Annotated in this window: 12 protein-coding genes and 1 tRNA gene; 7 read left to right on the top strand and 6 right to left on the bottom strand. The window is 60.6% G+C overall.

Annotated elements, in window-relative coordinates; all coding sequences use genetic code 11:
- Nucleotides 1–336: 336 nt before the first annotated feature.
- Nucleotides 337–411, bottom strand: a tRNA-Gln gene (locus BLV09_RS34285).
- 331 nt (nucleotides 412–742) lie between these two features.
- Between BLV09_RS34285 and BLV09_RS34280 the strand changes: the two genes are divergently transcribed.
- From BLV09_RS34280 to BLV09_RS34270, 3 genes are all read left to right on the top strand, one after another.
- Nucleotides 743–2,521, top strand: coding sequence for an acyl-CoA dehydrogenase (locus BLV09_RS34280; protein ID WP_146690573.1), 1,779 nt, complete (start codon nucleotides 743–745; stop codon nucleotides 2,519–2,521).
- Between the two features lie 243 nt (nucleotides 2,522–2,764).
- Nucleotides 2,765–5,143 carry a mechanosensitive ion channel family protein gene (locus BLV09_RS34275; protein ID WP_167558979.1) on the top strand — a complete coding sequence of 793 codons (2,379 nt, stop codon included), beginning with the start codon at nucleotides 2,765–2,767 and terminating at the stop codon, nucleotides 5,141–5,143.
- Nucleotides 5,144–6,114: 971 nt separating this feature from the next.
- Entirely contained in the window at nucleotides 6,115–11,064 is a 4,950-nt protein-coding gene (locus tag BLV09_RS34270; protein ID WP_244549230.1) for an AAA domain-containing protein, read from the top strand.
- Nucleotides 11,065–11,135: 71 nt separating this feature from the next.
- On the opposite strand, the gene BLV09_RS34265 is transcribed toward BLV09_RS34270, so the two are convergent.
- Nucleotides 11,136–12,119 (bottom strand): PspA/IM30 family protein, encoded by a 984-nt coding sequence (locus BLV09_RS34265; RefSeq protein WP_146690570.1) that lies wholly within the window; start codon nucleotides 12,117–12,119, stop codon nucleotides 11,136–11,138.
- Between the two features lie 452 nt (nucleotides 12,120–12,571).
- Nucleotides 12,572–15,043: an arylsulfatase gene (locus BLV09_RS34260; protein WP_146691430.1), complete on the bottom strand. Its 2,472-nt coding sequence runs from the start codon at nucleotides 15,041–15,043 to the stop codon at nucleotides 12,572–12,574.
- Nucleotides 15,044–15,735: 692 nt separating this feature from the next.
- On the opposite strand from BLV09_RS34260, the gene BLV09_RS34255 reads away from it, so the two are divergent.
- Entirely contained in the window at nucleotides 15,736–15,957 is a 222-nt protein-coding gene (locus BLV09_RS34255; protein ID WP_244549228.1) for a DUF1488 domain-containing protein, read from the top strand.
- A gap of 75 nt (nucleotides 15,958–16,032) precedes the next feature.
- Here the strand turns inward: BLV09_RS34255 and BLV09_RS34250 are convergent, their stop codons facing one another.
- Nucleotides 16,033–16,638 carry a TetR/AcrR family transcriptional regulator gene (locus tag BLV09_RS34250; protein ID WP_244548889.1) on the bottom strand — a complete coding sequence of 202 codons (606 nt, stop codon included), beginning with the start codon at nucleotides 16,636–16,638 and terminating at the stop codon, nucleotides 16,033–16,035.
- Between the two features lie 99 nt (nucleotides 16,639–16,737).
- Between BLV09_RS34250 and BLV09_RS34245 the strand changes: the two genes are divergently transcribed.
- Both BLV09_RS34245 and BLV09_RS34240 read left to right on the top strand, forming a co-directional pair.
- Nucleotides 16,738–17,475: a 3-oxoacyl-ACP reductase family protein gene (locus BLV09_RS34245; protein WP_146691428.1), complete on the top strand. Its 738-nt coding sequence runs from the start codon at nucleotides 16,738–16,740 to the stop codon at nucleotides 17,473–17,475.
- A gap of 48 nt (nucleotides 17,476–17,523) precedes the next feature.
- Entirely contained in the window at nucleotides 17,524–17,850 is a 327-nt protein-coding gene (locus tag BLV09_RS34240) for a hypothetical protein (protein ID WP_146690568.1), read from the top strand.
- Between the two features lie 129 nt (nucleotides 17,851–17,979).
- On the opposite strand, the gene BLV09_RS34235 is transcribed toward BLV09_RS34240, so the two are convergent.
- Nucleotides 17,980–19,971 (bottom strand): DEAD/DEAH box helicase, encoded by a 1,992-nt coding sequence (locus BLV09_RS34235; protein ID WP_146690567.1) that lies wholly within the window; start codon nucleotides 19,969–19,971, stop codon nucleotides 17,980–17,982.
- 430 nt (nucleotides 19,972–20,401) lie between these two features.
- On the opposite strand from BLV09_RS34235, the gene BLV09_RS34230 reads away from it, so the two are divergent.
- Nucleotides 20,402–21,865 (top strand): DUF5107 domain-containing protein, encoded by a 1,464-nt coding sequence (locus tag BLV09_RS34230; RefSeq protein ID WP_146690566.1) that lies wholly within the window; start codon nucleotides 20,402–20,404, stop codon nucleotides 21,863–21,865.
- A 108-nt stretch (nucleotides 21,866–21,973) separates the two neighbouring features.
- Here the strand turns inward: BLV09_RS34230 and BLV09_RS34225 are convergent, their stop codons facing one another.
- The gene (locus BLV09_RS34225; RefSeq protein ID WP_146690565.1) at nucleotides 21,974–22,921 is read right to left on the bottom strand and encodes a ring-cleaving dioxygenase; all 948 of its coding nucleotides are present in this window, start codon (nucleotides 22,919–22,921) and stop codon (nucleotides 21,974–21,976) included.
- Between the last annotated feature and the right edge of the window lie 62 nt (nucleotides 22,922–22,983).

The following is a 22,983-nucleotide window of genomic DNA, read 5'->3' as shown; positions in this document are numbered from 1 at the left end:
GGTCGACTCGCGTTACCTCGTGTGGCAGGCCGGCTCGCACGGTGCCCGAGCGATCCCTCACGCACAACCGCTCTCGCGGGCGGTACGGAACACTTGGCTCCCAATATGGCCGTCCTGATCAAGGGATAACGCGGGCGGCAGTCGCGATCGCACCAAGTCTCCGCCGATAGTCTCCGCAAAATGGGAATATTCCGGGCTGTGGTCGGAGACTTTCGGCAATTAGCGCCCGAGGTCCGGCGCGTTGGGAGTCCAGAGACAAAACCGAATGCGCGAAAAGCCGGGATTTCCGGCCCATTCTCGCGTCTCTTGGGAAGTCTCGCCGAACGGCGGAATGGCTGGCTGGGGCGGGAGGGATCGAACCTCCGAATGGCGGAATCAAAATCCGCTGCCTTACCGCTTGGCTACGCCCCAACAGGCTGTCGGAAACACACCGGGGGCGGTGACGTCCCCTGCGGATTCCCTCCGGCAACGCCGGTCTATAGAGGGAGTTGAACCATTTCAACAGCCTGGAGCCTGATTTTCAGGCGAAATCAGGCTACCCGGTTTGTCCCTTATAATCCTCCATAATAATGTCTTTATGGCTCGAAATGACGTCGGTTGCGGCGGACCGCCGCCCCGCCAACCCTCTCCGGAACGTACTCCTCCGGCCCTTCCGAAGAGTTGAGAGAACGGCAATTTCGTGGGAAGACGGCAGTCCGCCGTTCCGATCCCTTGGCGAGACACCCTTAGCGAGACCACGGTCATGACCTACCGCGCGCCGATCAACGACATGCTGCTCGCCCTCAACCATGGCGCCGGCCTGCAAGCCGCCATGGAAGCCGGTCATTACGGCGACTTCGACGGCGACATCACCGCGGCCGTGCTGGAGGAAGCCGGAAAATTCGCCGGCGACGTGCTGGCGCCGCTCAATCGCGTCGGTGACGAGAACGGCATCAAGCTCAACGATGGCAAGGTGACCACCGCGCCTGGCTGGCCCGACGCTTATCAGCGCTGGACGGCCGCCGGCTGGAACGCCGTATCGGGGCCGGAAGCATTCGGCGGCCAGGGCCTTCCGCTCGCGATTAATGCCGCCTGCACCGAAATCTGGAGCGCCTCGAATGCCGCGTTCGGCCTCTGCCCGCTGCTGACGCTCAGCGCGATCGAAGCGCTCGATGCGCATGGCAGCGAGGAACTGAAGAAGATCTATCTCGGAAAGCTGGTGTCCGGCCAATGGACCGGCACCATGCAGCTCACCGAGCCGCAGGCGGGATCGGATGTCGGCGCGCTGCGCACCCGCGCCGAGCGCGCGGCCGACGGCAGCTATCGCATCAAGGGCACCAAGATCTTCATCACCTATGGCGACCACGACATGACCGATAACATCGTGCATTTCGTGCTGGCGCGATTGCCCGACGCGCCCGCGGGCACCAAAGGCATTTCGCTGTTTCTGATTCCGAAATTCCTCGTCAACGCCGATGGCTCGCTGGGCCAGCGCAACGACATTTATCCGAGCGGCATCGAGCACAAGCTCGGCATGCATGCTTCGCCAACCTGCACCATGACGATGGGCGACCATGGCGGCGCGATCGGCTACCTGATCGGCGAGGAAAATCGCGGCATGCTGTGCATGTTCACGATGATGAACCAGGCGCGGCTGGGGGTCGGTCTCGAAGGCGTCGGCATCGCCGATCGCGCCTATCAGCAGGCCCTGGCCTATGCGCAGGACCGCCGCCAGGGCCGCGCCATCGGCAAGAAGGGCGACGGCTCGGATGCGATCATCGTGCATCCCGACGTCAAGCGGATGCTGATGCAGATGCGCGCCCTCACCGCGGCGGCGCGCACGATTTGCTACGCGACGGCCGTGGCGCTCGACGTCTCCGTGCGCGCAAAGGACCCCAAAACGCGGGCCGACGCCGCCGCCCGCGGCGCGCTGCTGACGCCGATAGCAAAAGCCTTCTCCACCGACATCGGCAATGAAGTGGCGTATCTCGGCGTGCAGATCCATGGCGGCATGGGATTCATCGAAGAGACCGGCGCCGCGCAGTATTCTCGCGATGCGCGCATCACCTCGATCTACGAAGGCACCAACGGCATCCAGTCGATCGACCTGGTGACGCGCAAGCTCGCCGCCAATGGCGGCGAGGCGGTCTGGGCCTTGCTCGGCGAGCTCACGGAGATCGTCATACGGGTCGAAACATCGAACGATCCGGCATTTGGCACGACCGGCGCCAAACTGCGCGACGCGCTGAATTCGCTGGACCGCACCAGCCGCTGGCTGCTGGAGCGCGTCACCTCGGCGCCAAACGAAGCGCTGGCGGGTGCGACGCCCTATCTGCGGCTGTTCGGCGCGACGCTCGGCGGATGCGTGCTGGCCGGAGAAGCGCTGGCGGCCCGCGACGCCAGCGAAGGCGATCCAGAGCGTTACGTCACGCTGGCGCGGTTCTTTGCCGAGAATATTTCGGTGCAGGCTGCCTCGCTGGAGCGGACGGTGATCGACAGCGCCGAAGCGGTCAACGGCGCCGACGCGGTGTTGCTGGCGTAGTAGGATCCGCAGGGTCCCGCAACAGTTAGCGGCGATCAATCGCTGCGGCATTTTTGTGACCTGGAAAATGCCAAAGGCAACTGACAGGGGCAAATGCCAAAAGCAAATGCCAAGAGAACGCCGCCGCAGTGGCAAACTTTCGACACATGATAACGGCGAAAAGGGTTGATCCGACATGACTCGCGCGCGAGGGCAGATACCGATTCCGGTTTTGCGGTCGTGCCCATATTCAAAGAGGCCCTCGTGTCGCAAAAACTCTTGCCGTCGATCCTGCTCGCCTGCGCATTGTTTGCCTTCCCTGCTTTCGCCCAGACCGGCGCTGCGCCCAATAATGCGCCTCGTGTAGCCGCTCCCGCTACAAACATCGCCAATGTACTGACGCCCGATCAGGCGCAGCGGGCGCTCGATACGCTTCAGGACGACAACAAGCGCGCGCAGATGATCGACACGCTGCGCGCGATCGCCCAAGCCGTGCCGCAGGCACAGGCCGCGCCGCAGGTCCAGGCCGCGCCACCCGCGCCCGAACCGCAGCCTGCGATTCCCCTCACGGCGGACAGCCTTGGCGCGCAGCTCTTGCTGACGGTGTCCGAGCAGGTCGGCGAGATCTCGCACGAGGTCGCCGATATGGCTCGGACGCTGACGCACTTTCCGGCGTTTTATTACTGGATCGTGCGAACGGCCAACGATCCCACCGCCTATGATCAGTTGCTCGATATCGCGTGGAAACTGGCGCTGGTGTTCGGCTGCGCCTTCGCCGCCGAATGGCTGATCTTCCGTCTTATCAGGCGGCCGGTAGCGTTCCTGGAAGCGCGCCTTCCGCAAACGGCGCGGGCGCCTGTGCAGACGCCGGCCATGATCGATCCGCCCTCCTCCGCGGCGGATGTCACCGCGGAAGGCGAACTGCATCAACGACGTCTCAGTCTGGCGCGTGCCTGGCAGTCGCTGATCAGGCTGCCGTTCGTGCTGGGACGCCTCGCGCTCGAGCTGCTCCCGGTGCTCGTCTTCGTCGGTGTCGCCACCATGCTGTTGGGCACCGAGATCGGCGATCTCGTAACGACGCGGCTCGTGATCCTTGCGGTCGTCAATGCCTACGCGCTGTCGCGCGGGCTGATCTGTGTCGCGCGGGCGCTGGCGGGACCTTTCGGCCTGTTCCGTGTTCGCGCCGAGACCGCGGCCTATATCGAGATCTGGGCGCGGCGCATCGTCACCGTCGGCGTATCCGGCATCGCCTTTGCGAATGTGGCGCTGCTGCTGGGCCTGCATCGCGCCGGCTACGCGGCATTGCTGCGTCTGGTGCTGCTGATCGTGCATCTCTTTATCGTCGTCATCATCCTGCAATGCCGCCGACAGGTCGCCGAGGCCATTCGCGCGCCGGAAGGCCGCGCGGGCACAGCCGCCATGGTGCGCAATCGCGTCGCAGGTCTCTGGCATTATCTTGCGATCGCGCTCGACCTCGCATTGTGGGCGGTGTGGGCGCTGAATATCCGCAACGGCTACTCGCTGCTGCTGCAGTATTTTGTCGGCACCGTTGCGGTCGCACTGATCACCCGTCTCGCCATCATCGTGGTGCTGAGCCTGATCGATCGCGGTTTCCGGATCAGCCCGGATATCCTGCAGCGCTTCCCGGGCCTGGAGACCCGCGCCAATCGCTATCTGCCGCTGCTGCGCAAAATCGTCTCGGCTGTGATCGCCTTCATCGGCTTCGTTGCGCTGCTTGAGGTCTGGGGCGTGGATGCCATCGTCTGGTTCTACGGCGGCCAGATCGGCAGCCGGTTGTTGGCGGCGCTGGCGACGATCGGCATCGCCGCGCTTGCGGCGGCGGCGATCTGGGAGGCAAGCAATGCGCTGATGGATCGTCAGCTCACTGCGATGTCGCGCGACGGTCACTTCGCGCGCGCCGCGCGGCTGCGTACTTTTCAGCCGATGCTGCGAACGGCGCTGCTGTGCCTGATCGTCATGGTGGTCGGCTTGACAGCGCTGAGCGAAATCGGCGTCAACGTAGCCCCACTGCTGGCCGGCGCCGGGATCGTCGGTATCGCCATCGGCTTCGGCTCGCAGAAGCTGGTGCAGGACCTCATTACCGGATTGTTTCTCCTGCTGGAAAACACCGTCCAGGTCGGCGACAACGTCACGGTGTCCGGCCTGTCGGGCACCGTCGAGAATGTATCGATCCGTACCATTCGTCTGCGCGCCGGCGACGGCGCGCTGCACATCGTTCCCTTCAGCGCCGTGACGACGCTCACCAATGCAAGCCGGGGCGCCGGCAATGCGGCCGTCAGCGTCAACGTTTCCTACAAGGAAGACACCGACCGCGCCGGCCAGATCCTCAAGGATATCGTCGCCGAAATGCGCCGCGAGCCCGAATACCGGCAGGCGATCCGCGGCGATCTCGAATTGTGGGGCGTCGACAAGGTCGACGGCTCGATGGCGTCGATCGTCGGCCAGATTCGCTGCACCGACAGCGGTCGCTGGCCGGTGCAGCGCGAATTCAACCGCCGCATGAAGCGGCGCTTCCAGGAGTGCGGAATCGAGATCGCGTCCGCAGGTCAAACCATTCTGATGCAGATTCCCGCACCGGCCGAAATAGCGCCGGATGCGATGCCTCGGCGGGCGGCTGGCTAATTTCGATTCAGTTTTCAAAGAGCGGATCGGTCCGAGGCCGTCATTCCGGGGCGATGCCACCGGGTCCGCGCGGATGCGCGGCCCGATGACAGGCTCCGCATCGAACTACGATGTGCAATTGCACATCCGAGAATCTCGGGATTCCCCGATGTGCAATTGCACATCTGAGGTCTGGTGCTAACGCACCATCCCGGAATGACGCGGGATATGCATCCGCGATCCCGCGGCACGATGCGCCCGAGGCTTGCATGAAGCATTCGCCCAAGAAAGAGAGGGCGCAGGGAAAGCCGGGTGCCCGCTGCACCCGCAGCCCCGTGTGCGGTGGTGGTAGTGGCACACGAGTGTCGTCACCACAGGTTCACCGGAAACACCCGGCCTTCCCTGCGCAATGGTTTTAACGGCTTATTTCGCGCTCTCCTCGGCGACGAATTCGTCTTGTCACCGTCGTTGACGAATAGGGCGCATCGAATCCCGGTTGGGCTCGCAACACCTCCGCCAACTTGACACCAGCAACGGGTGCCAGGACCACACGGCTTCACCGTCCACAACTAGCGCCGTTCGTCCGCTCGCCCTGATCGCTCACGAACTTCAAATGAAGCCGCCCTGCGAGTTCAGTCGCGCGCCCGACGCTGCTGCGTCCACCGCATCCCGCCTCGCGTTCGTGACGATCGCGATACGCCCCTCTGGGAGGCGGAACGGGGCGGGGGATATTCCTGTGTCGGGGAAAGTGTCAAGGATGATCGTTCCGCCGAAGCGGCTCTGCACTGGATCGCTCGCCCATGGCAAGCGCTAGATCATCGTAGCCCACAGCCATAACTCTGGCGGTGCCCGTTATTTGGCGCTTATCGACAGCAGCAGGAAACGCTGCTAATTCAACCATTTGTATAAGTGCATAGTGAACAACAACCCAATTAGAATAGCGTGTTCGTATATGGGGGGTTACGGGTATGGGGGTTTTGCCGTTGGACCAAGTGACGGGTTCTGACAATGAGGCCGCATCGAAGCGGTTCATCGGCCTGCTCGATTACGTCAATGCATTGATCAAGCTCGATGAGCGCGTTCCGTTGCGCTTGAGCCAACACAAGCTGCCCAACGGAAGCTCGGTGGTACTTCACGAACACGAACTCAGCAAACTTCCTGGAATCACGCTCAACAAAGCGGACTACGAAGGCCCTGTCTGGCTCCGCGCTCAGCGCCTGCAGCGCTCTGCTCCCCCAGCCCCGCCCGAAGAGACGGTGCAATGGATCGAGTCGTCGGATGACCCAGGGATCCCACCCTCCCTGCATGAAACAGTACACGAGCGGGTTTCGGCATCTGTCAAAGAGCAACTCATCGCGGAAGGTATGCTGAGGCCAAGCGATTGCTCCCCCGCGCTCAAACCCGCGAGCGACAAAGACGACGAATCTTACTTTGACGTCTTCTATCGGCTCGAAGACCGGCCTGATGTTCAGCTTACCTGCAGCGACTATATGAAGGAGACGTGGCAGATCTGGGCCGATCGTGAGTTCCCACGTCGGCTTTCAATTCAGGCCTATCAACGCCTGTTCGATCTGGCCCAGCGAATGTCTCTCTCCGGAGGTAGCGAGTCGATTGAACTTGTCTGGGGCGTCGGTGTGTCACGTTGGAATAAGGGAATGCTCAGCGTCGAGATCCCGCTGATTGAACTGGGCGTGGAGCTTGAGATAGCCGATGACAAGGGTGCCGACGTCATCATTCGCCCGAGAAACCTTCCGCCTCGGTTCGATCTGACAGCCTTCGACAAGCTGGCAGAAGAACAAGTTGGCGCGGCTGAGCAAATTTGCGGCCGGCAATTGAAGATCATTGAACGCGACGAACCGGAGGGCATTTCGCCGTTCCGAGCAGAGTCTTTCTCATCGGTCTTGAAGCTTTGCGGTGGCGCACTGGATCCGGAATGCGAATACCTCCCCGAGACCCATAAAGTCCCAAAGAACCAGCCGCTGCCGGAACCGCCAGAAGATCGCCTCGTAGTTAGCGATCGGTGGGTCGTCTACGCTCGCCGGCGATCGATCAACGCGACGTTGCGCGATATCCAGCGTTTGAAGGACGAGGTCGCGCCGGAGGAAGGCGGTGGTGTGAAATTGGCCGGAGCCGCCCGCACACTGATCATGGGTGCCCGCGATGATCGCGAGCGGGACTATGAGCCGCTCGGGACCACGCTGGGAGCGCGCGATACGGTGTCCGCGGAGGTCAATCAGGAACAGCTGGATCCCGATCATAGTGATCTGTTCTTCCCCAAAGCCTTCAATGACGACCAGGTACAGATTGTCCGCCGCCTTGAGAAGGCGGACGGGATTGTTGTTCAGGGTCCGCCTGGTACGGGCAAAACGCATACGATCGCGAACATCATCAGTCACATGCTGGCGACGGGACAAAGAGTGCTAGTCGTGTCCCATGGCGAGACTGCGCTTAAGGTTATTCGCGACCATCTTCCCGAGGGTATCCGCGATCTCGCGATCAGCGTCACCACATCGGAACGCGAAGGGACCAAGCAGATCGAAAAAGCGGTCCAACTTATGCTGGAGATCGTCAACACGGTCGACGCAAACTTATCGAAGCAAAAGACCATCATCAGCCAGCTCTCGAGCAACATCGTGAAAGACCGGCAGCAACTGAAATCAATCGATCGTAAGCTCGATGCGCTTGCCTCGTTGCATTTCGGCGTTATTCCCGGCAGCTCGTACAATGCGTTCGAGTTGGCAACGAAGCTGGTCGCCGAGAAAGATCGTCACGGCTGGTTTACCGACAGACCGAAAGTAAATTTTGAGAGTTCCGGCTTGACCAGGCAGATGGTCGATCTGATCGCAGATGCGCGCAAACGTGCTGGCAGCGATCTTGAATTCGTTGACGTGGAACTACCAAGCCCCGACCTGTTGCCAGCTGCAGCCGAACTGGGCGGTTGGCACCTTGATCTACTTGAAGCCGATAATCTCGTAGCGTCGCAGCCAAACCACCAAGCGATGATGATCAAGCGTATCGTGGCAAGCGTCGGCATGTCGCGCGCCCATGAAATGGCCACGGCCTTCGAGGACTTGGTGGTTTCGGTAAGAGCCTATGGCTCCGCGCCTTGGGCCCTTGAGATCGTCAGGCGCCAGGTAGCGGGCGACGCTCGCATGCGGCGGGTCAATCCGACGCTGTATGAATTTCAGCGCGACATGCGTAACTTCCTCAAGAACTACCAATCGTTCCTGGCTAGACCAGTTCAGTACCCACCGGAACTAGCCGATCGAGCCGCCGACAAGATTTGGATCGCACTCTGCGAAGGAAAGAACCCGTTCGGTCTTATGGCGTTTGGGAATAGGTCCTTCAAGACACCGTTCGAGCAGGTACGGGTTGCGGGACGGCCGCCCGCGACTACGGACGAATGGAAACACGCGTTGCGGTTTGTGACCCTGCGCCGAGAATTGCCTGCGATACGTGCACGTTGGCATGCATTGCGCGATTTGATGGAAATTCCCCCGTCAATTGACTTTGCAGAAGACTCGCCGCCGCAACTTGAAACGTTACTCGGTCTGCTCGAGAACCTAAGCACCGAGATTCCCACCAAGACGTCCAAGGCCACAAAATATCTGACCGAAGCGCTCCGCAACCCCGGTGATGCGGCCAAGATCATGGCTGATAACGGCTCGATCAATGACTTTTCCGAAACATTGTCGAGGACGGTACGGGCAGCTCGTTTGAACGAGGCGCGTGAGACTATCGCGAAGCTAACGGGTCTGTTGGCACGGGACGTGCGCTGCCTCACCGAAGGCCGGCTAGTCCTTGACGAGCGGTTGGGCTGCGCCCAGTTCAGTGCGGAACAGGTCGAAAAAGAATGGTCCGCGTTCCTAGCGACACTTAATCGTATTCGCATGCTCGCACTGAGCTTCGAGGCTATCGTACATGGCGCACGAGCCATCGCGCAGGCCGGGGCGCCCAACTGGGCCGAGCGGCTCAAGACCGAGCCGGCAGTTGGCGAGCGAGACCCATGCTTTCCTTCGGATTGGACCGATTCCTGGGATTGGGCGACATCGATCGCGTTCTTAGAGAGAAGCGGATCCGTCAAACAAATCGAAAGCCTCAACCGGGAACGGTCGGATATTGAGAAGCGATTGCGCGACTCCTTCGCCAAACTCGTCAAAGAGCGAACGTTCTATAATCTCACGCGGACGATGACCAATGCGCACAAGACCGCACTCGGCATCTTCGCAAACATCATCAAGAGGATCGGCGCCGGCACAGGCAATCGTGCCAACCTCTTCAGGCGGGATGCGCGCGAGGCGATGGAGAACTGCTACGATGCTGTTCCTTGCTGGATTATGCCCGCGTGGCGTGTCTCCGAACAGCTGCCGTCCAAGCTGGCGAGTTTCGATCTCGTCATTCTTGATGAGGCCTCGCAGTCGGATGCGCGAGACCTCCCAGCGATCCTGCGGGGGAAGAAGTTGCTGGTGGTCGGCGACGACAAGCAGATTAGCCCGACCGCGGCGTTCATTTCGCTCGCCAACATCAGACGCTTGCGCAACAACTTCTTGAGCGAGATGCCCTATCGAGCCCAGGTTGAACCTGGCGGCTCACTCTACGATCTGGCGCGGGTGATGTTCCCGGGCAATTTCGTCATGCTCAAGGAGCATTTCCGTTGCGTCGAATCGATCATCCGTTTCTCGACGAACTTCTACACGCAACCCCTTATCCCACTCCGCGTGCCGACTGCCAGCGAACGGCTGGATCCGCCGCTGATCGATATTTTGGTCCAGGACGGCAAACGCCGTGGCAAGTCGAAGATCAACGATCGCGAAGCGGAGGTTATCGTTGAAGAGATCACGTCGATCATTTCCGATCCCTCTCAAGCAAGGAATCCCGAAACTCAAAAGCCTCGCACAATTGGTGTGATTTCACTGATCGGTGGCCATCAGGCAGCATTGATTCAGAAGATGTTACTCGATCGGATCGGCGAAGTGGCTTTCATCCACCATGGCATTGTCTGCGGCGACAGCGCTACATTGCAAGGCAATGAGCGCGATATTGTATTCCTTTCGATGGTTGCCGACCCATCTAACCGTTACGCGCAAACCGCTGAGCAGTATGCGCAACGCTTCAACGTGGCACTTTCTCGCGCACGAGACCGCATGTACCTGGTGCGCTCCGTTGAGCTAGACACTCTTAATCCGAGGGATCTGAAAGCTCGGGTGATTCAGCACTTCCGAGACCCGATGCCAGCTTCGGCGCAGAAGGCCTCGAACCTAATCGAGCTGTGTCAGTCGGGTTTTGAGCGAGACTTATTCACGCGTCTTACTGAGCATGGCTACAAGGTTACGCCGCAAGTCGGTTCGGAAGGTTTTTTCATTGACCTGGTGGTTGAGGGTGACGGCGGTCGCCGCTTGGCGATCGAATGCGATGGCGACCAGTACCATGGACCTGAACGCTGGGCCGACGACATGCGGCGGCAGCGGATTCTAGAACGGGTCGGATGGACGTTTTGGCGCTGCTTCGGCTCTGACTATATCATTGATAACGACGGAGTGGTCGGTGATTTGCTGACAACGTTAGAGCAGATGGGCATTCGACCGATCGGCGGCCAGATCGAACCATACCGTTACACTGAACATCGGGTGGTGGGGGAGCCGATCGAGAGCTTGCCTGCTGATGATAACGCCAATGCCGCAAATCTCGGCTCAGGCGCCGGATTGGCGATCGGCGATCGTGTGGTAATCAAGTTTGTCGATCGCGACAGCCAGCGACCGCTTTCCTATGCGATTGGCGAGGGACAATCGGACGAGCAGAATGGGTACTTGAGCATCAATTCGGAGCTGGCGCGCGCGCTATCGCGAGCAGAGCCCGAGGAGGAGATAACTGCAGAACTTGAGGGGCAAGAGCGGCGGTTCATTTTCATGGTCCACGAACCGGCCGTGATGGAGGCCGCTTGATCGTTATCGCTGAAACAGCAGGCTACCGCCATAGACTCAGGCGCCGAACCTGCGGCGTGAAAGAACCACTGCTACCGCACGGGCATCGGCGGCCGCGGCACCGATGACAGCTCGGGATCGGTGAGCGGCTGCGGCGTGGCTTGCGGTGGCACGTAAGGCGCTGCGGCTGGTGGCGGCAGGGGAGCTACCGCGGCTTGCGGCGCCGGATAGGCCTGCGCGGGCGGATATGTCGGCGTCGGCCGGCGCGCCGGCGTGGCGGCCCATCGCGGTGGAGGCGGTAACGGCCTGGGCCGCAGATTGCGCTCGGAAACCTTAGCTTCAGAAGTTCTGGCTTCGGAAGCTTTGGCCTCAGAAGCTTTGGCAAGGTCACGGGACATTTGTTCCTGGCTGGCCTTGAGCTGCGCGACGCTGGCCTTGAGCTGCTCGATCTCTTGCCCCGCGGTTGCGAGATCGCGCGCCATGGACTGGATCGACTGCGCCGATTCCGGCGGCAGCGCGGCGATGGCCGGCGCGACACTTTCCGGTGCGCTCTGAGCCGGAGCTGTTTCCGCTGCGGTTTGAGCCGGAGCTGCCGGTTGCGGAGGCGCGTCGCTCGCCACTGCCGCCTGAACCGGAGGTGGCGTCGGCTGCGCGGTCGCTCCCGGTTTTTCCTGCGGCAGCAATAATGAAGTCACGACGAACTTTGGCGCCCACTTCGCGACCATCTGTTTGGCCAGGTTGCCGGAAGACTGCCAGGCGATGGCGGCGCCACCGATGCACGTGGCCAACAGCACCGCCGTGAAGGCGCGTATCGCGCGCCCGCCACCCGAGGGCCGGTAGCCCGGAATCCGGACATCATGGATATCAGCAGGGCGAAACGTCGTATCGACAGGTGGCACCGGTGGGACGGCGGAGAAATCGGATCCCACCTGGGGCTGCGGATTCCAGGGACGGCTGATGGCGTCGTGCGCCACGCCGGAAAGCTCTTTATCCCCGGGCGCGACCAGAACGACATCGGGCGCGATCACAAGCACATCGCTCGGATCGGATTGTTTCGGGTTCAGCGTCGATTGCATTGGCGCTCCATACTTAGTCCAATGTCACCGCCCAAGGACGGCTGGCGGATTTACGCGAGATCATGATCCTATTGGATCGGATCACGATCGCATTTCCTTCTTTGAGTCTGATCGCCGCGCAAACGCCCGGCGTCTGTCGCGCGGGGAAACCGGTCCCCATTTTTCGCCGGTCAGGCTCCAGCTCGACGAAATCCTGCCCCAGACTTCATCCCGGTTTGACCAAAGCAAGGCGATACGGTGGAGACTATAGGGCCGCTCGTGTGGCCGCGTGCGGCTCCGGGCCAGGACGTTGCGGCCTCTTTGGTCTTCCGCCCCCCTCACCCAATTTGCGCTGGACGATCTGACGTCCGCTTCAACCCGGACCAACCGACGGCGCCGAACGCGAGCCCCACGTCAGCTAAGTGCCATTCCGGATCAGCGCGAGTCTGGACATAGGCCGAACCTTGCTCCGCTTAGTCTCTCGCTCTTTCGAGTGCGTGTCGAATGAGCTTTTGTTCGTCATTCGTCATCTGTTCAGGACCAAGTTTGTACATGAGTTTATCGATCTTGCCGGTGAAGCGGAACGGAAGTTTGTAACTGTCGTCCACTGCCGTGCGGGTATCGCTGCCGATGTCAAACGTTTCGTCGATAGCCATAAGAAACGGAATCGTGTGCGGGATCGTCTTTGCGGCCACCAGCTTGCCATCGACCGTCAATACACCGGTGCCACCCTTGCCCGGGCCGGGGCCGTTGTATTTGAAATCGAACACGATCGTGTGTTTGCCGGGCTTGAGTGCGTCGCTAAACAAGTCACGACCTCCCACGCCGGCTTCCCAGCGATACCGTTCCAGATCGAGTAAGTTGTAGACGAAGACCGGCTTGCCATTGAGCAGGTAGAGGGCGTATCCGCCAAAGCGACCGCCTAGAGTTACGATCATTCCTTCCGCACCGCCTTTAGGAACGGTAACCTCGGCCGTGATCGTGTAATCCTTATTGAGAATGCTCGGCGCGTTACCGTCAGGGATGCCAGCGTTCTCGCCGGAATATGTGAAGACGGTTCGTCCGGCGGTCGCACTTGGGCGCGGGGTCACAATGCGCGGCAGGATTGAATTATCCAGCGGCAAGACCTGATATTTCCCCGCCTCCGTCAGGAACAAGGCTTGCAGCTCGCGCAACTTGTCAGGATTTTTGTCTGCGACATCATTGTATTGCGAGTAGTCGTCGGCGATGTTGTAAAGTTCCCACTTGTAGTCGTTGATCTCAGGAAGCTTTGCCGTTCCTAAAAGCCAAGGCGGCACTGGCGGTGTTGTGCACGCGTACCAGCCATCGTGGTAGATTCCGCGATTGGCGAACATTTCGAAATACTGCGTGTCGCGCTTCGAAGGTGCGTTGGCGTTGGCCTTGTCGAACGTATAGGCCATGCTCACGCCTTCGATGGGCTTTTGCGTGATGCCATTGACCGTGGCGGGAGCCTGGATGCCGGCCGCTTCGAGGATCGTCGGCACGATGTCGATGATGTGATGGAATTGGGTGCGGATGCCACCGGCGTCCGTGATGTGGCCGGGCCAAGAGATGACCATGCCTTGCCGGGTGCCGCCGAAGTGCGATGCAACCTGCTTGGTCCACTTGAACGGTGTATCAAACGCCCACGACCACGCCACCGACATGTGCGGGTAGGTTTTTTCGGAACCCCAATCCTCGTAATGCAGCATCAGCTCGGTTTCAGGGAGTTTCAGAATGCCGTTGTAGGCGGTCATCTGGTTCGGGGTGCCTTCAAGAGTGCCTTCAGCGCTGGTGCCGTTGTCCCCGCTGATGTAGATGATCAGCGTGTTATCGAGTTTGCCCATATCCTCGACCGCCTGTATGACGCGACCGATCTCATTGTCGGTATAGGCTGCGTAAGCGGCGAACACCTCCGCTTCCCGCGCGTAGAGTTTCTTTTGCACGAATGAAAGCGAGTCCCACTTCGGCAGGCTGTCCGGCCAAGGGGTGAGTTGGGTGTTCGCCGGGATAACCCCGAGCCGCTTCTGGTTGGCGAAGATCTGGTCACGCATCTTCTCCCAGCCTATGTCGAACTTGCCCTTGAACTTCTCGATCCATTCCTTCTTCGGTTGATGCGGCGAGTGCGTGCCGCCCGGGACGTAATAAAGAAAAAACGGCGTGTCCGGTGCGGCAGCGTTCAATCCGTTCATGTAGCTGATGGCCTCGTCCGCCATATCGGTAGTGAGGTTGTAGCCGGGCTTGCCGATCCACGGAAAAATCTGAGTCGTGTTGCGATAAAGATAGGGTGTCCACTGGTCGGTCTCGCCGCCCATGAAGCCGTAGAAGTACTGGAATCCCATGCCGACCGGCCATTGGTCGAATGGTCCCGCCGCGCTGTAAAGATAGGTGGGAGTGTTGTGGTTTTTACCAAACCACGACGTGGCATATCCGTTATCGCGAAGAATAGTTCCGATCGTCGCGCTCTCGGGACCGATGACGGAATCGTAGCCCGGATAGCCGGTGGACATTTCACCGATGACACCGTAGCCGACCGAATGGTGGTTTCGGCCAGTGATGAGCGCTGCCCGCGTTGGCGAGCAAAGCGCCGTTGAGTGAAACTCCGTGTAGCGCAAACCCGCCTTGGCGATGCGATCCATACTCGGAGTCGGGATGACACCGCCGAAAGTACCAGACACGCCATAACCCTGATCATCGGTCATGATCAAAAGCACGTTTGGTGCGCCCTTGGGCGGCACGACCGATGGTGGCCAGTAAGGCTTGGAATCTTTGGCGTCTTCCTTGATCACGCCGTCGAATTTCGGAGGCTCCGGCGGAAGCTGCTTGCCATCGATCGTTGTCGTGGCGCTTGGCGAACCCGGCGTGCCCGTGATTTGCTGAGCCAAAGCACCCGATGCAAGCGATACACACAGAAGAATGCTTGATGATGATAGGAAACTCGTAATTTTACTCACGACGCCCTCCTATAATAACCAGTTTCGCAGTACACAACTCCTACGCTTCGAGTCCAAAAATTAAAGCCCAAGGATTAAAGGAGGAGCGCGAGCTTATCGGGCAACCAACCTCGCTTCGGCAAAAGCCGAAATCTTCGTAGATTAAAGTGATGTCGGCTCGAACAGCGGATATTGATCGACACGATCGACAAGTCGGAAAGATCACGCCCGCCGGCGGCCCGCACAGGATTCCGTAAAATGGATGGTGGCAGTCGTGAACTCCCTTGTCACTCGGCCTTGTCACTCGGCCTTGTCACTCGGCCCTTCGCTTGGAACCTTCCACGCTTCTGCGACTTCGTCTACCGAGAGAGTCCCATCCTTAGGACGTTATCTCAGGTAAGAGCGGGTCAGCGAGGTTGACCTAATGAGCGCCATATATCCACTGAGTGTGCATCGAAACATTGAACGGCGGTGGGCTGAACGCATTAAGTCGCTCAGACAAATCCGTGGACAATTACTTGTTGCGACCGGGCGAACACTGCAACACGCATTCAACAATGACGGTTCGCAGATTCCACTCCCTGTGAGAACAGCCTCGGATATGAGAACAGCCGTCGATATAAGAACAGCCTGGGACCGGGCACGAATTAATCGGCCTCGACCCCGTGATTGATTTTCCAAATCATAGTCGTTCATATGACTCAATGCGGCGTGCCGTGCGATTTTGGGGACACGACAGCGCGATGGAAGCATCATTTTTTATAAATGAAGAGGCCTTGAGGCGAATTCAACCAGATGCCGGCCCCGATGAATCGGGCTTTCTGAACGCGTTCGATTCCAACCGTGATTTGATCTGTGCCGCCGCGGCCAAGCTCTATACGCGCGGAAGCAGAGGTTCTTATGATCTGGTTGCCGCAAATTTTTGAAACAATTGCGGCCGCCATCAGCGACGGCCTGATGCGTGCCGATTCGCCACTGTCGAGAAGCGTATTTCCCACGGCCTATTTCCTCCCGTTGCTCGGCCAAGCCGCCATGGCCGCTGTGGCGATGCTTCTCAATTCGGCCGGGGTGGCGCCGTCTCGCGCCTGGATTGCCATCCCCTGGAAGACGCTCAGATAGAACCGGCTTAGGCCATCGATGTCCGTCGAGGCGGGCAGTTCGCCTTCGGCCACGCCAGTTTTCAGGCGCGACCGCAACTTGCCCAGCACTTCAAGTCGGACCTTGCCGACGACGTCGGTAATCGCGGCCGGCCACTCGTCGCTGACGGCCGCCAGCATCGCCATGCAACCCGCTGGCATCGCCCCGGATTCCGGCAGCGTCTCGGTCCCCGCAAGCAGAAGGTTTTCAACACCGGCGCGAGCGGTCGTCCCTTCCGCAAGCTTGTCCCAGACCGGAGGTCCGATGGTCTGGACGTAATGCTCGACCGCTTCGAGATAGAGCGCCTCCTTGCTGCCGAAGGCCGCGTAAAGGCTCGGCGAACGGATGCTCATGGCGTCGCACAGGTCGTTCATCGAGGCCGCCGCGAAGCCCTTGCGCCAAAACAGCAGCATGGCAGCCTCGAGCGCCGCGTCGCGATCAAATCCCCTGGGTCGCCCGGTAATCGCCATTACCGTCCTTTCTGTAACAATCAACACATAATTCACTTGACGCTGGCAATCAATGGCTTAGATAATTCTGTGTCGATTGATACAGAAAGGAAGAGAACAATGATGCTAACGGGAAAGCGGGCCCTGGTGACAGGCGCGAGCAGAGGGATTGGCGCATCGATCGCCAAGGCGCTGGCCGCCGAGGGCGCGGATGTGGCGATCACCTATGAGAAATCCGCGGAGCGTGCCGCAGAGGTGGTCCGCGCGATCGAAGCGCACGGGCGTCGGGCCGTGGCGATCCAGGCCGACAGCGCTGATGTCACCGCTGTCCAGGCTTCGGTCGAGAGGACGGTCGCCAAACTGGGCGGCCTCGACATCCTCGTCAACAATGCCGGGATTCTTCGGGTGGCGGAGCTGAAGGACATCTCGCTCGAGGATATTGACGCAATCCTGAACGTCAACGTGCGCGCGCCGATCGTCGCAAGCAAGGCCGCGCTGGCCCACCTCACCAAGGGCGGTCGCATCATCACCATCGGAAGTTTCTTCGCCGACCGCGTGCCTGCCTCGGTCCTCAGCGTATACGCGGGGTCGAAGTCGGCGCTGGTCGCATTCACAAAAGGTCTGGCGCGGGAGCTTGGCCCCAAGGAGATCACGGTCAACCTCGTGCAGCCGGGCTCGATCGACACCGACATGAACCCGACAAACGGCCCGTTCGCCGGCACGCTCCAGCAAATCACCGCACTCGGCCGTTATGGCGCGGTCGAGGACATTGCCAACGCTGTGGCGTTCCTGGCGAGCGCCAAAGCTCAGTACATTACCGGCTCGGCGTTGACCGTCGACGGCGGCGCGATCGCCTAGATGCCGTGCGCTTTACAGGTTTTATGTCGCAACCCAAAGGAGATCGATATGTCGATCCGTAGCATGCTTGTTGCCGCTGTATTCGCCTTGGCCTCTCTGGAGGCCGCCCATGCCGATGGCCTGCGTCCGATTGCTGCCAAGAGCATCGACCTCGGCGAGGTGTCCGGTGTCGCCTACTACACCGTCGAGCGCGACGGATTCCATGTTGTCACGACCCTTGCGCAGGGCATGGCGGGAACGCCGATCCGTGTCGTGTCTGTTCTTGCACCCGGTCAGAGTGTGGCTTTCTCAACACCGCACCAGGCAGGTGCGCTCGAAATCAGCCGGAACGGCGACAGCGTGCTCTTCCGCAAGGCGAAATCGGTCTTGAACTAAGTTTCGGGCCAATTGGCGCTTCTCACCGAGCGGGAGGGCGAGATGGCCATGAGATGCGAGAGTGGAAGTTCGCTCAGGCCGACAGATTTTTTTCGTAGATGAGAATCGTCCGTCTCAACGCGCGTTTTGTCAGCGGTGGGGACGAAGTTGGGAGCCGCCGCGATCTTTCTTTGCCTTCTTTGCCTTCTTTCCGAATGCAGGTTTCACCGCAGACGCGCTGGCAAGCTGCGGCTGTCGCGCGTGGTCGGACTTGTCCTGGTGTCGCTTTTTCCTGTTGGGACCGGCTTCATTGTCAAATCTCGATCCGGTTTCGTTGTGAGACTTGCCGTGCTGCCTCGGCCCGCGCTCATCACGCGCGCTACTGTTCTGACGAGCGCCGCGGTCGGTCTCTTTGCCTTCGCGCGGCGGCGTGTGTAACCGCTGTTCCGAAGGCGCCTGCCCCTGCGGCGCATTTCCCAGCGGCTCGATCCGAATGTTGTCTTCCTTGTCGGGACGCCGGATTTTGACGGCAAACGAGTCCGCAACCCGCTCGGAAATTTCGAACTCGGTGGTCGTGTCCATAATCCGGATGGCGCCAATGTCTTGCTTGTCGATGCCGCCACGCCGGCAAATCATCGGCAACAGCCAGCGCGCTTCCGCATTCTTCCTGCGTCCAATGGCGGCGCGAAACCACACGCTGCCCTCCGCCATACCATGGCGTGGCGATGATTTCCCCGTCTTCGACCGCGGTCCGGCAACCCGATCGTCGCCGCGCGGCGCTCGGCTATCTTTTTCCCGACTGCGATCGTCACGGGATCGGCCGGTGCCTTGGCCGGGATCGAGAATGTCCTCGGGCGAAGGAAGCCGCGCCCGATAGAGCCGCGCCAGCGCCGCGGCGACATCCTCAGGTGACCGCTCGGCGAGCAAAGCCCGCGCCAGGATCAGATCGTCGGCGGTCGTTTCCTGCGCGAACAAAGCGTCTTGCAGCATGCGCTCCTGATCGAGCTTGCGAATTTCTTCCGCGGTGGGGGCTGTGCCCCATACGGCGTCGATGCCTGCCAGATTCAGCAGCACTTCCGCGCGTCGCCTTCGCGCGGGCGGCACCAGCAGGACACTCACACCCTTTCGACCCGCACGACCGGTGCGGCCGGAGCGATGTTGCATGACCTCCGCGTCATTCGGCAGATCGGCGTGAATGACGAGGTCAAGATTCGGCAGATCAATGCCGCGCGCCGCCACGTCGGTGGCCACGCAGACGCGAGCACGTCCATCGCGCAAGGATTGCAGCGCCTGGGTTCGCTCGTTCTGTGTCAACTCTCCGGAGAGGGCGACCACCGAGAAACCGCGCTCCAGAAGCGTCGCCTGCAAATGCCGGACGGCGTTTCTCGTGTTGCAAAACACAAGTGCGCTCGGTGATTCAAAAAATCGCAGTACGTTGACGACCGCATGTTCGACATCGCTCGCAGCGATCCGGATGGCCCGGTACTCGATATCGGCGTGGCCACCTTCATCGCCTGTGACCTCGACGCGAAAGGCCTGATGTTGATACTGCTTCGCCAGCGCCACGATGCCGCGCGGCAAAGTCGCCGAGAACAGCAACGTGCGGCGGGTGTCCGGCGTGGTCTTGAGGATGAACTCCATGTCCTCGCGAAAACCCAGATCCAGCATTTCGTCCGCCTCGTCCAGCACGACAGCCCTCAATTCCGAGATGTCGAGACGGCCGCGCCGCAGGTGATCGCACAGCCGTCCCGGCGTGCCGACCACGATATGAGCGCCCTCGGCAAGCTCGCGCTGTTCGCGGCGCGGATCCATGCCGCCAACGCAGGAAACGACGCGCCCATCCGCATGCTGATAGAGCCATGCGAGTTCGCGATGCACCTGCAAAGCGAGTTCCCGCGTTGGCGCCACGATCAGTGCAAGGGGTGCGGCAGCCTGCTCGAATCGCTCGGCATCGCCCAGAAGATTCTTTGCAATGGCCAGTCCATAGGCGACAGTTTTTCCCGAGCCGGTTTGCGCCGAAACAAGCAGGTCGCGGCCGGCAGCTGCGTCCGCAAGCACCGCGGTCTGGACAGGAGTCGGCTGATTGTAGTTGCGCTCCGCCAAGGCTCGGGCGAGCGGCGGGCTTGTGGTCAAGAATGTCACGAGATGGCAGACCTTGGTTGGCGTTTAACGCCGGAACATTGAGTAGGCCCGGAACCGAACAGGTCGAGCTGCCGCCTGGAAGATGAGCAGCCGCGTGGCCCGATGGATTTGAGCGAGGTTGGTAGGCTTTTAGGCCAAGTGAAACCAAAGCGCCATGCATTGCTGGCGGTTTCGTGCAAGATCGGCCGGAATCCGGCCTCAACCGCCCCGCCGCGTCACAAAACCTCAGATACCGACAATTGTCTCAAGGCGCTTGCCAGCCCGGATTGCGGCGACTTGCTGACACCAGCGGGTGGGTCCGTATCGTGCCACGAGGAGACCTAGGCGACTTCATTCGATCGTACACCGTGACGGCCAGATTCTCCGCCGGACCCTCCAGCCATTTGATATTTGCGATAGGATCGCCCCCGCTCACTCGAAGGCGGCGCAAATGGCAATTCATGCTCCCTCGCCTGCCCGTGTCCGTTTCGCGGTCGCGGTGCTTTCGGCAGCGGTACTTTCAGTGATGGGTGCGTTTCATGCCGTCGTGCGTGCGGCATCGCCTGTGCCCGACACAGTGTCTCTCCGCGAGTCGACGATGACGTGGAGCACCGTCAAGTACGCGACCGATGCGGAGAACGGCTTCGTCAGCGGGTCGCTCGACGAGAAGACCATCGTCGATCACACCTTCAAGACCTACGTGCTCGAGAATCGTTATCTGAAGGTGACGCTGGTGCCCGAATTCGGCGGGCGCATTATTTCCATCATTTACAAGCCGACCGGCCACGAACAACTTTATCGCGCCGAAGTCGGCGTGCCCTACGGGATGAAGGGCGGCACTTTTTATTACGACTGGATGATGGTGTATGGTGGCATCTTCCCGACGTTCCCGGATCCCGAGCACGGCAAGACGTGGCTGAAGCCGTGGGATTTCAAGGTGGTGAAGGAGGGTGCCAGCGAAGTGACGGTGTCGATGTCGCTGAAAGACGATTTCGCCTATAGCGCGGCGCCGAAGAGGTTCAGGCCGGGCTCGACGGGCATCGAAGCGACCACCTATGTCACGCTGAAAGCCGATCGCGCCGCGCTCGATGCGCGCGTGGTGCTGAAAAATCCGCAGGACAAGACGATCGACTACGAGTACTGGACCTGCACGACGCTCGCGCCGGGATCGGACCCAAACAACCCCAAAACGACCGGTGGCGCCGAAATCATCGCGCCGATCCAAGCCTACACCACGCCCCACTGGTCGGCCAACCTGGCCGACGGCGACAAGAGCCTGGGTCCGGGCCGGAGCCGTTTTGAAAAGCTGCGCTATTTCCGGAACTGGCCGACGATGGGCATCGCCTACGCGGCGCCCGATATGCAGGGCGGGAATTTCTGGGGCGTGATCAACCACGACAACGAAGAGGGGATCATCCGCATCGCCGACAATACGGTTACGCCGGGCCTGAAAATGTGGACGTGGGGATACCAGTCATTTACGAACGAAACCGACGCGCGCAAAGACCCGGAGCCGCAGCAGCCTTACGTCGAATTATGGGCGGGGGTGTCGGACCAGTTTTTCCACAGCGCCAACTTTCCCGCATTGGGCAAAGTATCGGTTTCGGAAACCTACAGCCCAACCGTCGGCATGAGCAACGTGACGCAGGCGAACGAGAACATCTTGATCAATCTCTCGGCCGAGGCGTCCGGCGTTAATCTTCAGTTCTTCAGTATCGAACCGGACACGCCGCTGCGCGTCACGCTGAAACGCGGCGGCGCGGTATTGTTCGACGACACCGTGCAGGCCGACCCGAAAAACGGAAATCGCATTTCCGCGACGATTCCTGAAGGCCTCAGCGGCGAACAAATACAGCTGACGATCAGGACCGCGGAAGGCAGTGAACTGATCGCAGCCGAGACAAAAATAAAATAATTTCCGCCGACCGCAAACGATTGGCGAGGCGTTGCACAACCCGCGCCTCTTGCGTGGCGCGATCGTGGGGGCGTGTCTGTGCGCATTTTGCAACGCGGCGGCTACATCCTATCCGAGCGGCTTCAGCCCCGCCTCGATCTGCTTGCGGCGCGGTTCCAGAAACGGCGGCAGCGCCAGTTTTTCGCCGAGCGTTTCCATCGTCTCGTCGGAGGCAAAGCCGGGTCCGTCGGTGGCGATCTCAAACAGAATACCGTTGGGCTCACGAAAATAAAGGCTGCGAAAATAAAACCGGTCGACCTCGCCGCTGTTGGGGATGCCAAGTTCGTTCAGCCGTTGCGTCCAGGCGTGGTACTGCACGTCGTCGTGCGTGCGGAACGCAACGTGATGCACGCCGCCCGCGCCTTGCCGCGCCATCGGCAAGTCCTTCTGCTCGATCACATGAAGCTCGGCGGCCGGACCGCCCTCGCCCATGGCGAATACATGCACCTGCGCCGGTGCATCCGGCGCCGCATAGTCGCGCACCCGTCGCATGTTCATGACGCCGGTCAGGACCTGTTCGGTGCGCGCAACGTCATGCACGTTGAGCACGATCGGGCCGAGGCCGCGAATTTGATGCTGCGCCGGCACGGTGCTGCGCTCCCACGGCGATGCCGAACCCGCGCCACCGTCATCGACCAGCACCAGACGTTGACCTTCCTGATCTTCAAACGGCAGCGTCAGCCGGCCGTCGACTTCGACGACATCGCCGGCATGGCCGCCGGCTTTCCTGAGGCGATCCCGCCAAAACCCAAGGCTGCTCTCTCCGGCGACCCGCAGTCCCGTGCGCGAAATGCTGTTGCTGCCGCGGCGCTCGGGCGCGGCCGGGAAATCGAAGAATGTCAGGTCGGTGCCGGGGTTGGCTTTGCCGTCGGCGTAGAACAGGTGGTATGCGCTGACGTCATCCTGATTGACGGTCTTCTTCACCAGACGCATGCCGAGCAGGCCGGTGTAAAAGGCCAGATTCTCCCGCGGTTTCGCCGAAATCGCCGTGAGATGGTGAATTCCCGTTAACTGCATTGCCTCTCTCCGCGCGTCATTGAGTCACCGTTGAAAACCGGCCAGCGCCGTTTGGACGCCTG

The sequence above is a fragment of the Bradyrhizobium canariense genome (assembly GCF_900105125.1).
GTDB classification, from domain to species: Bacteria; Pseudomonadota; Alphaproteobacteria; order Rhizobiales; family Xanthobacteraceae; genus Bradyrhizobium; species Bradyrhizobium canariense_A.
This window is presented reverse-complemented; position numbering and strand designations above follow the sequence as displayed.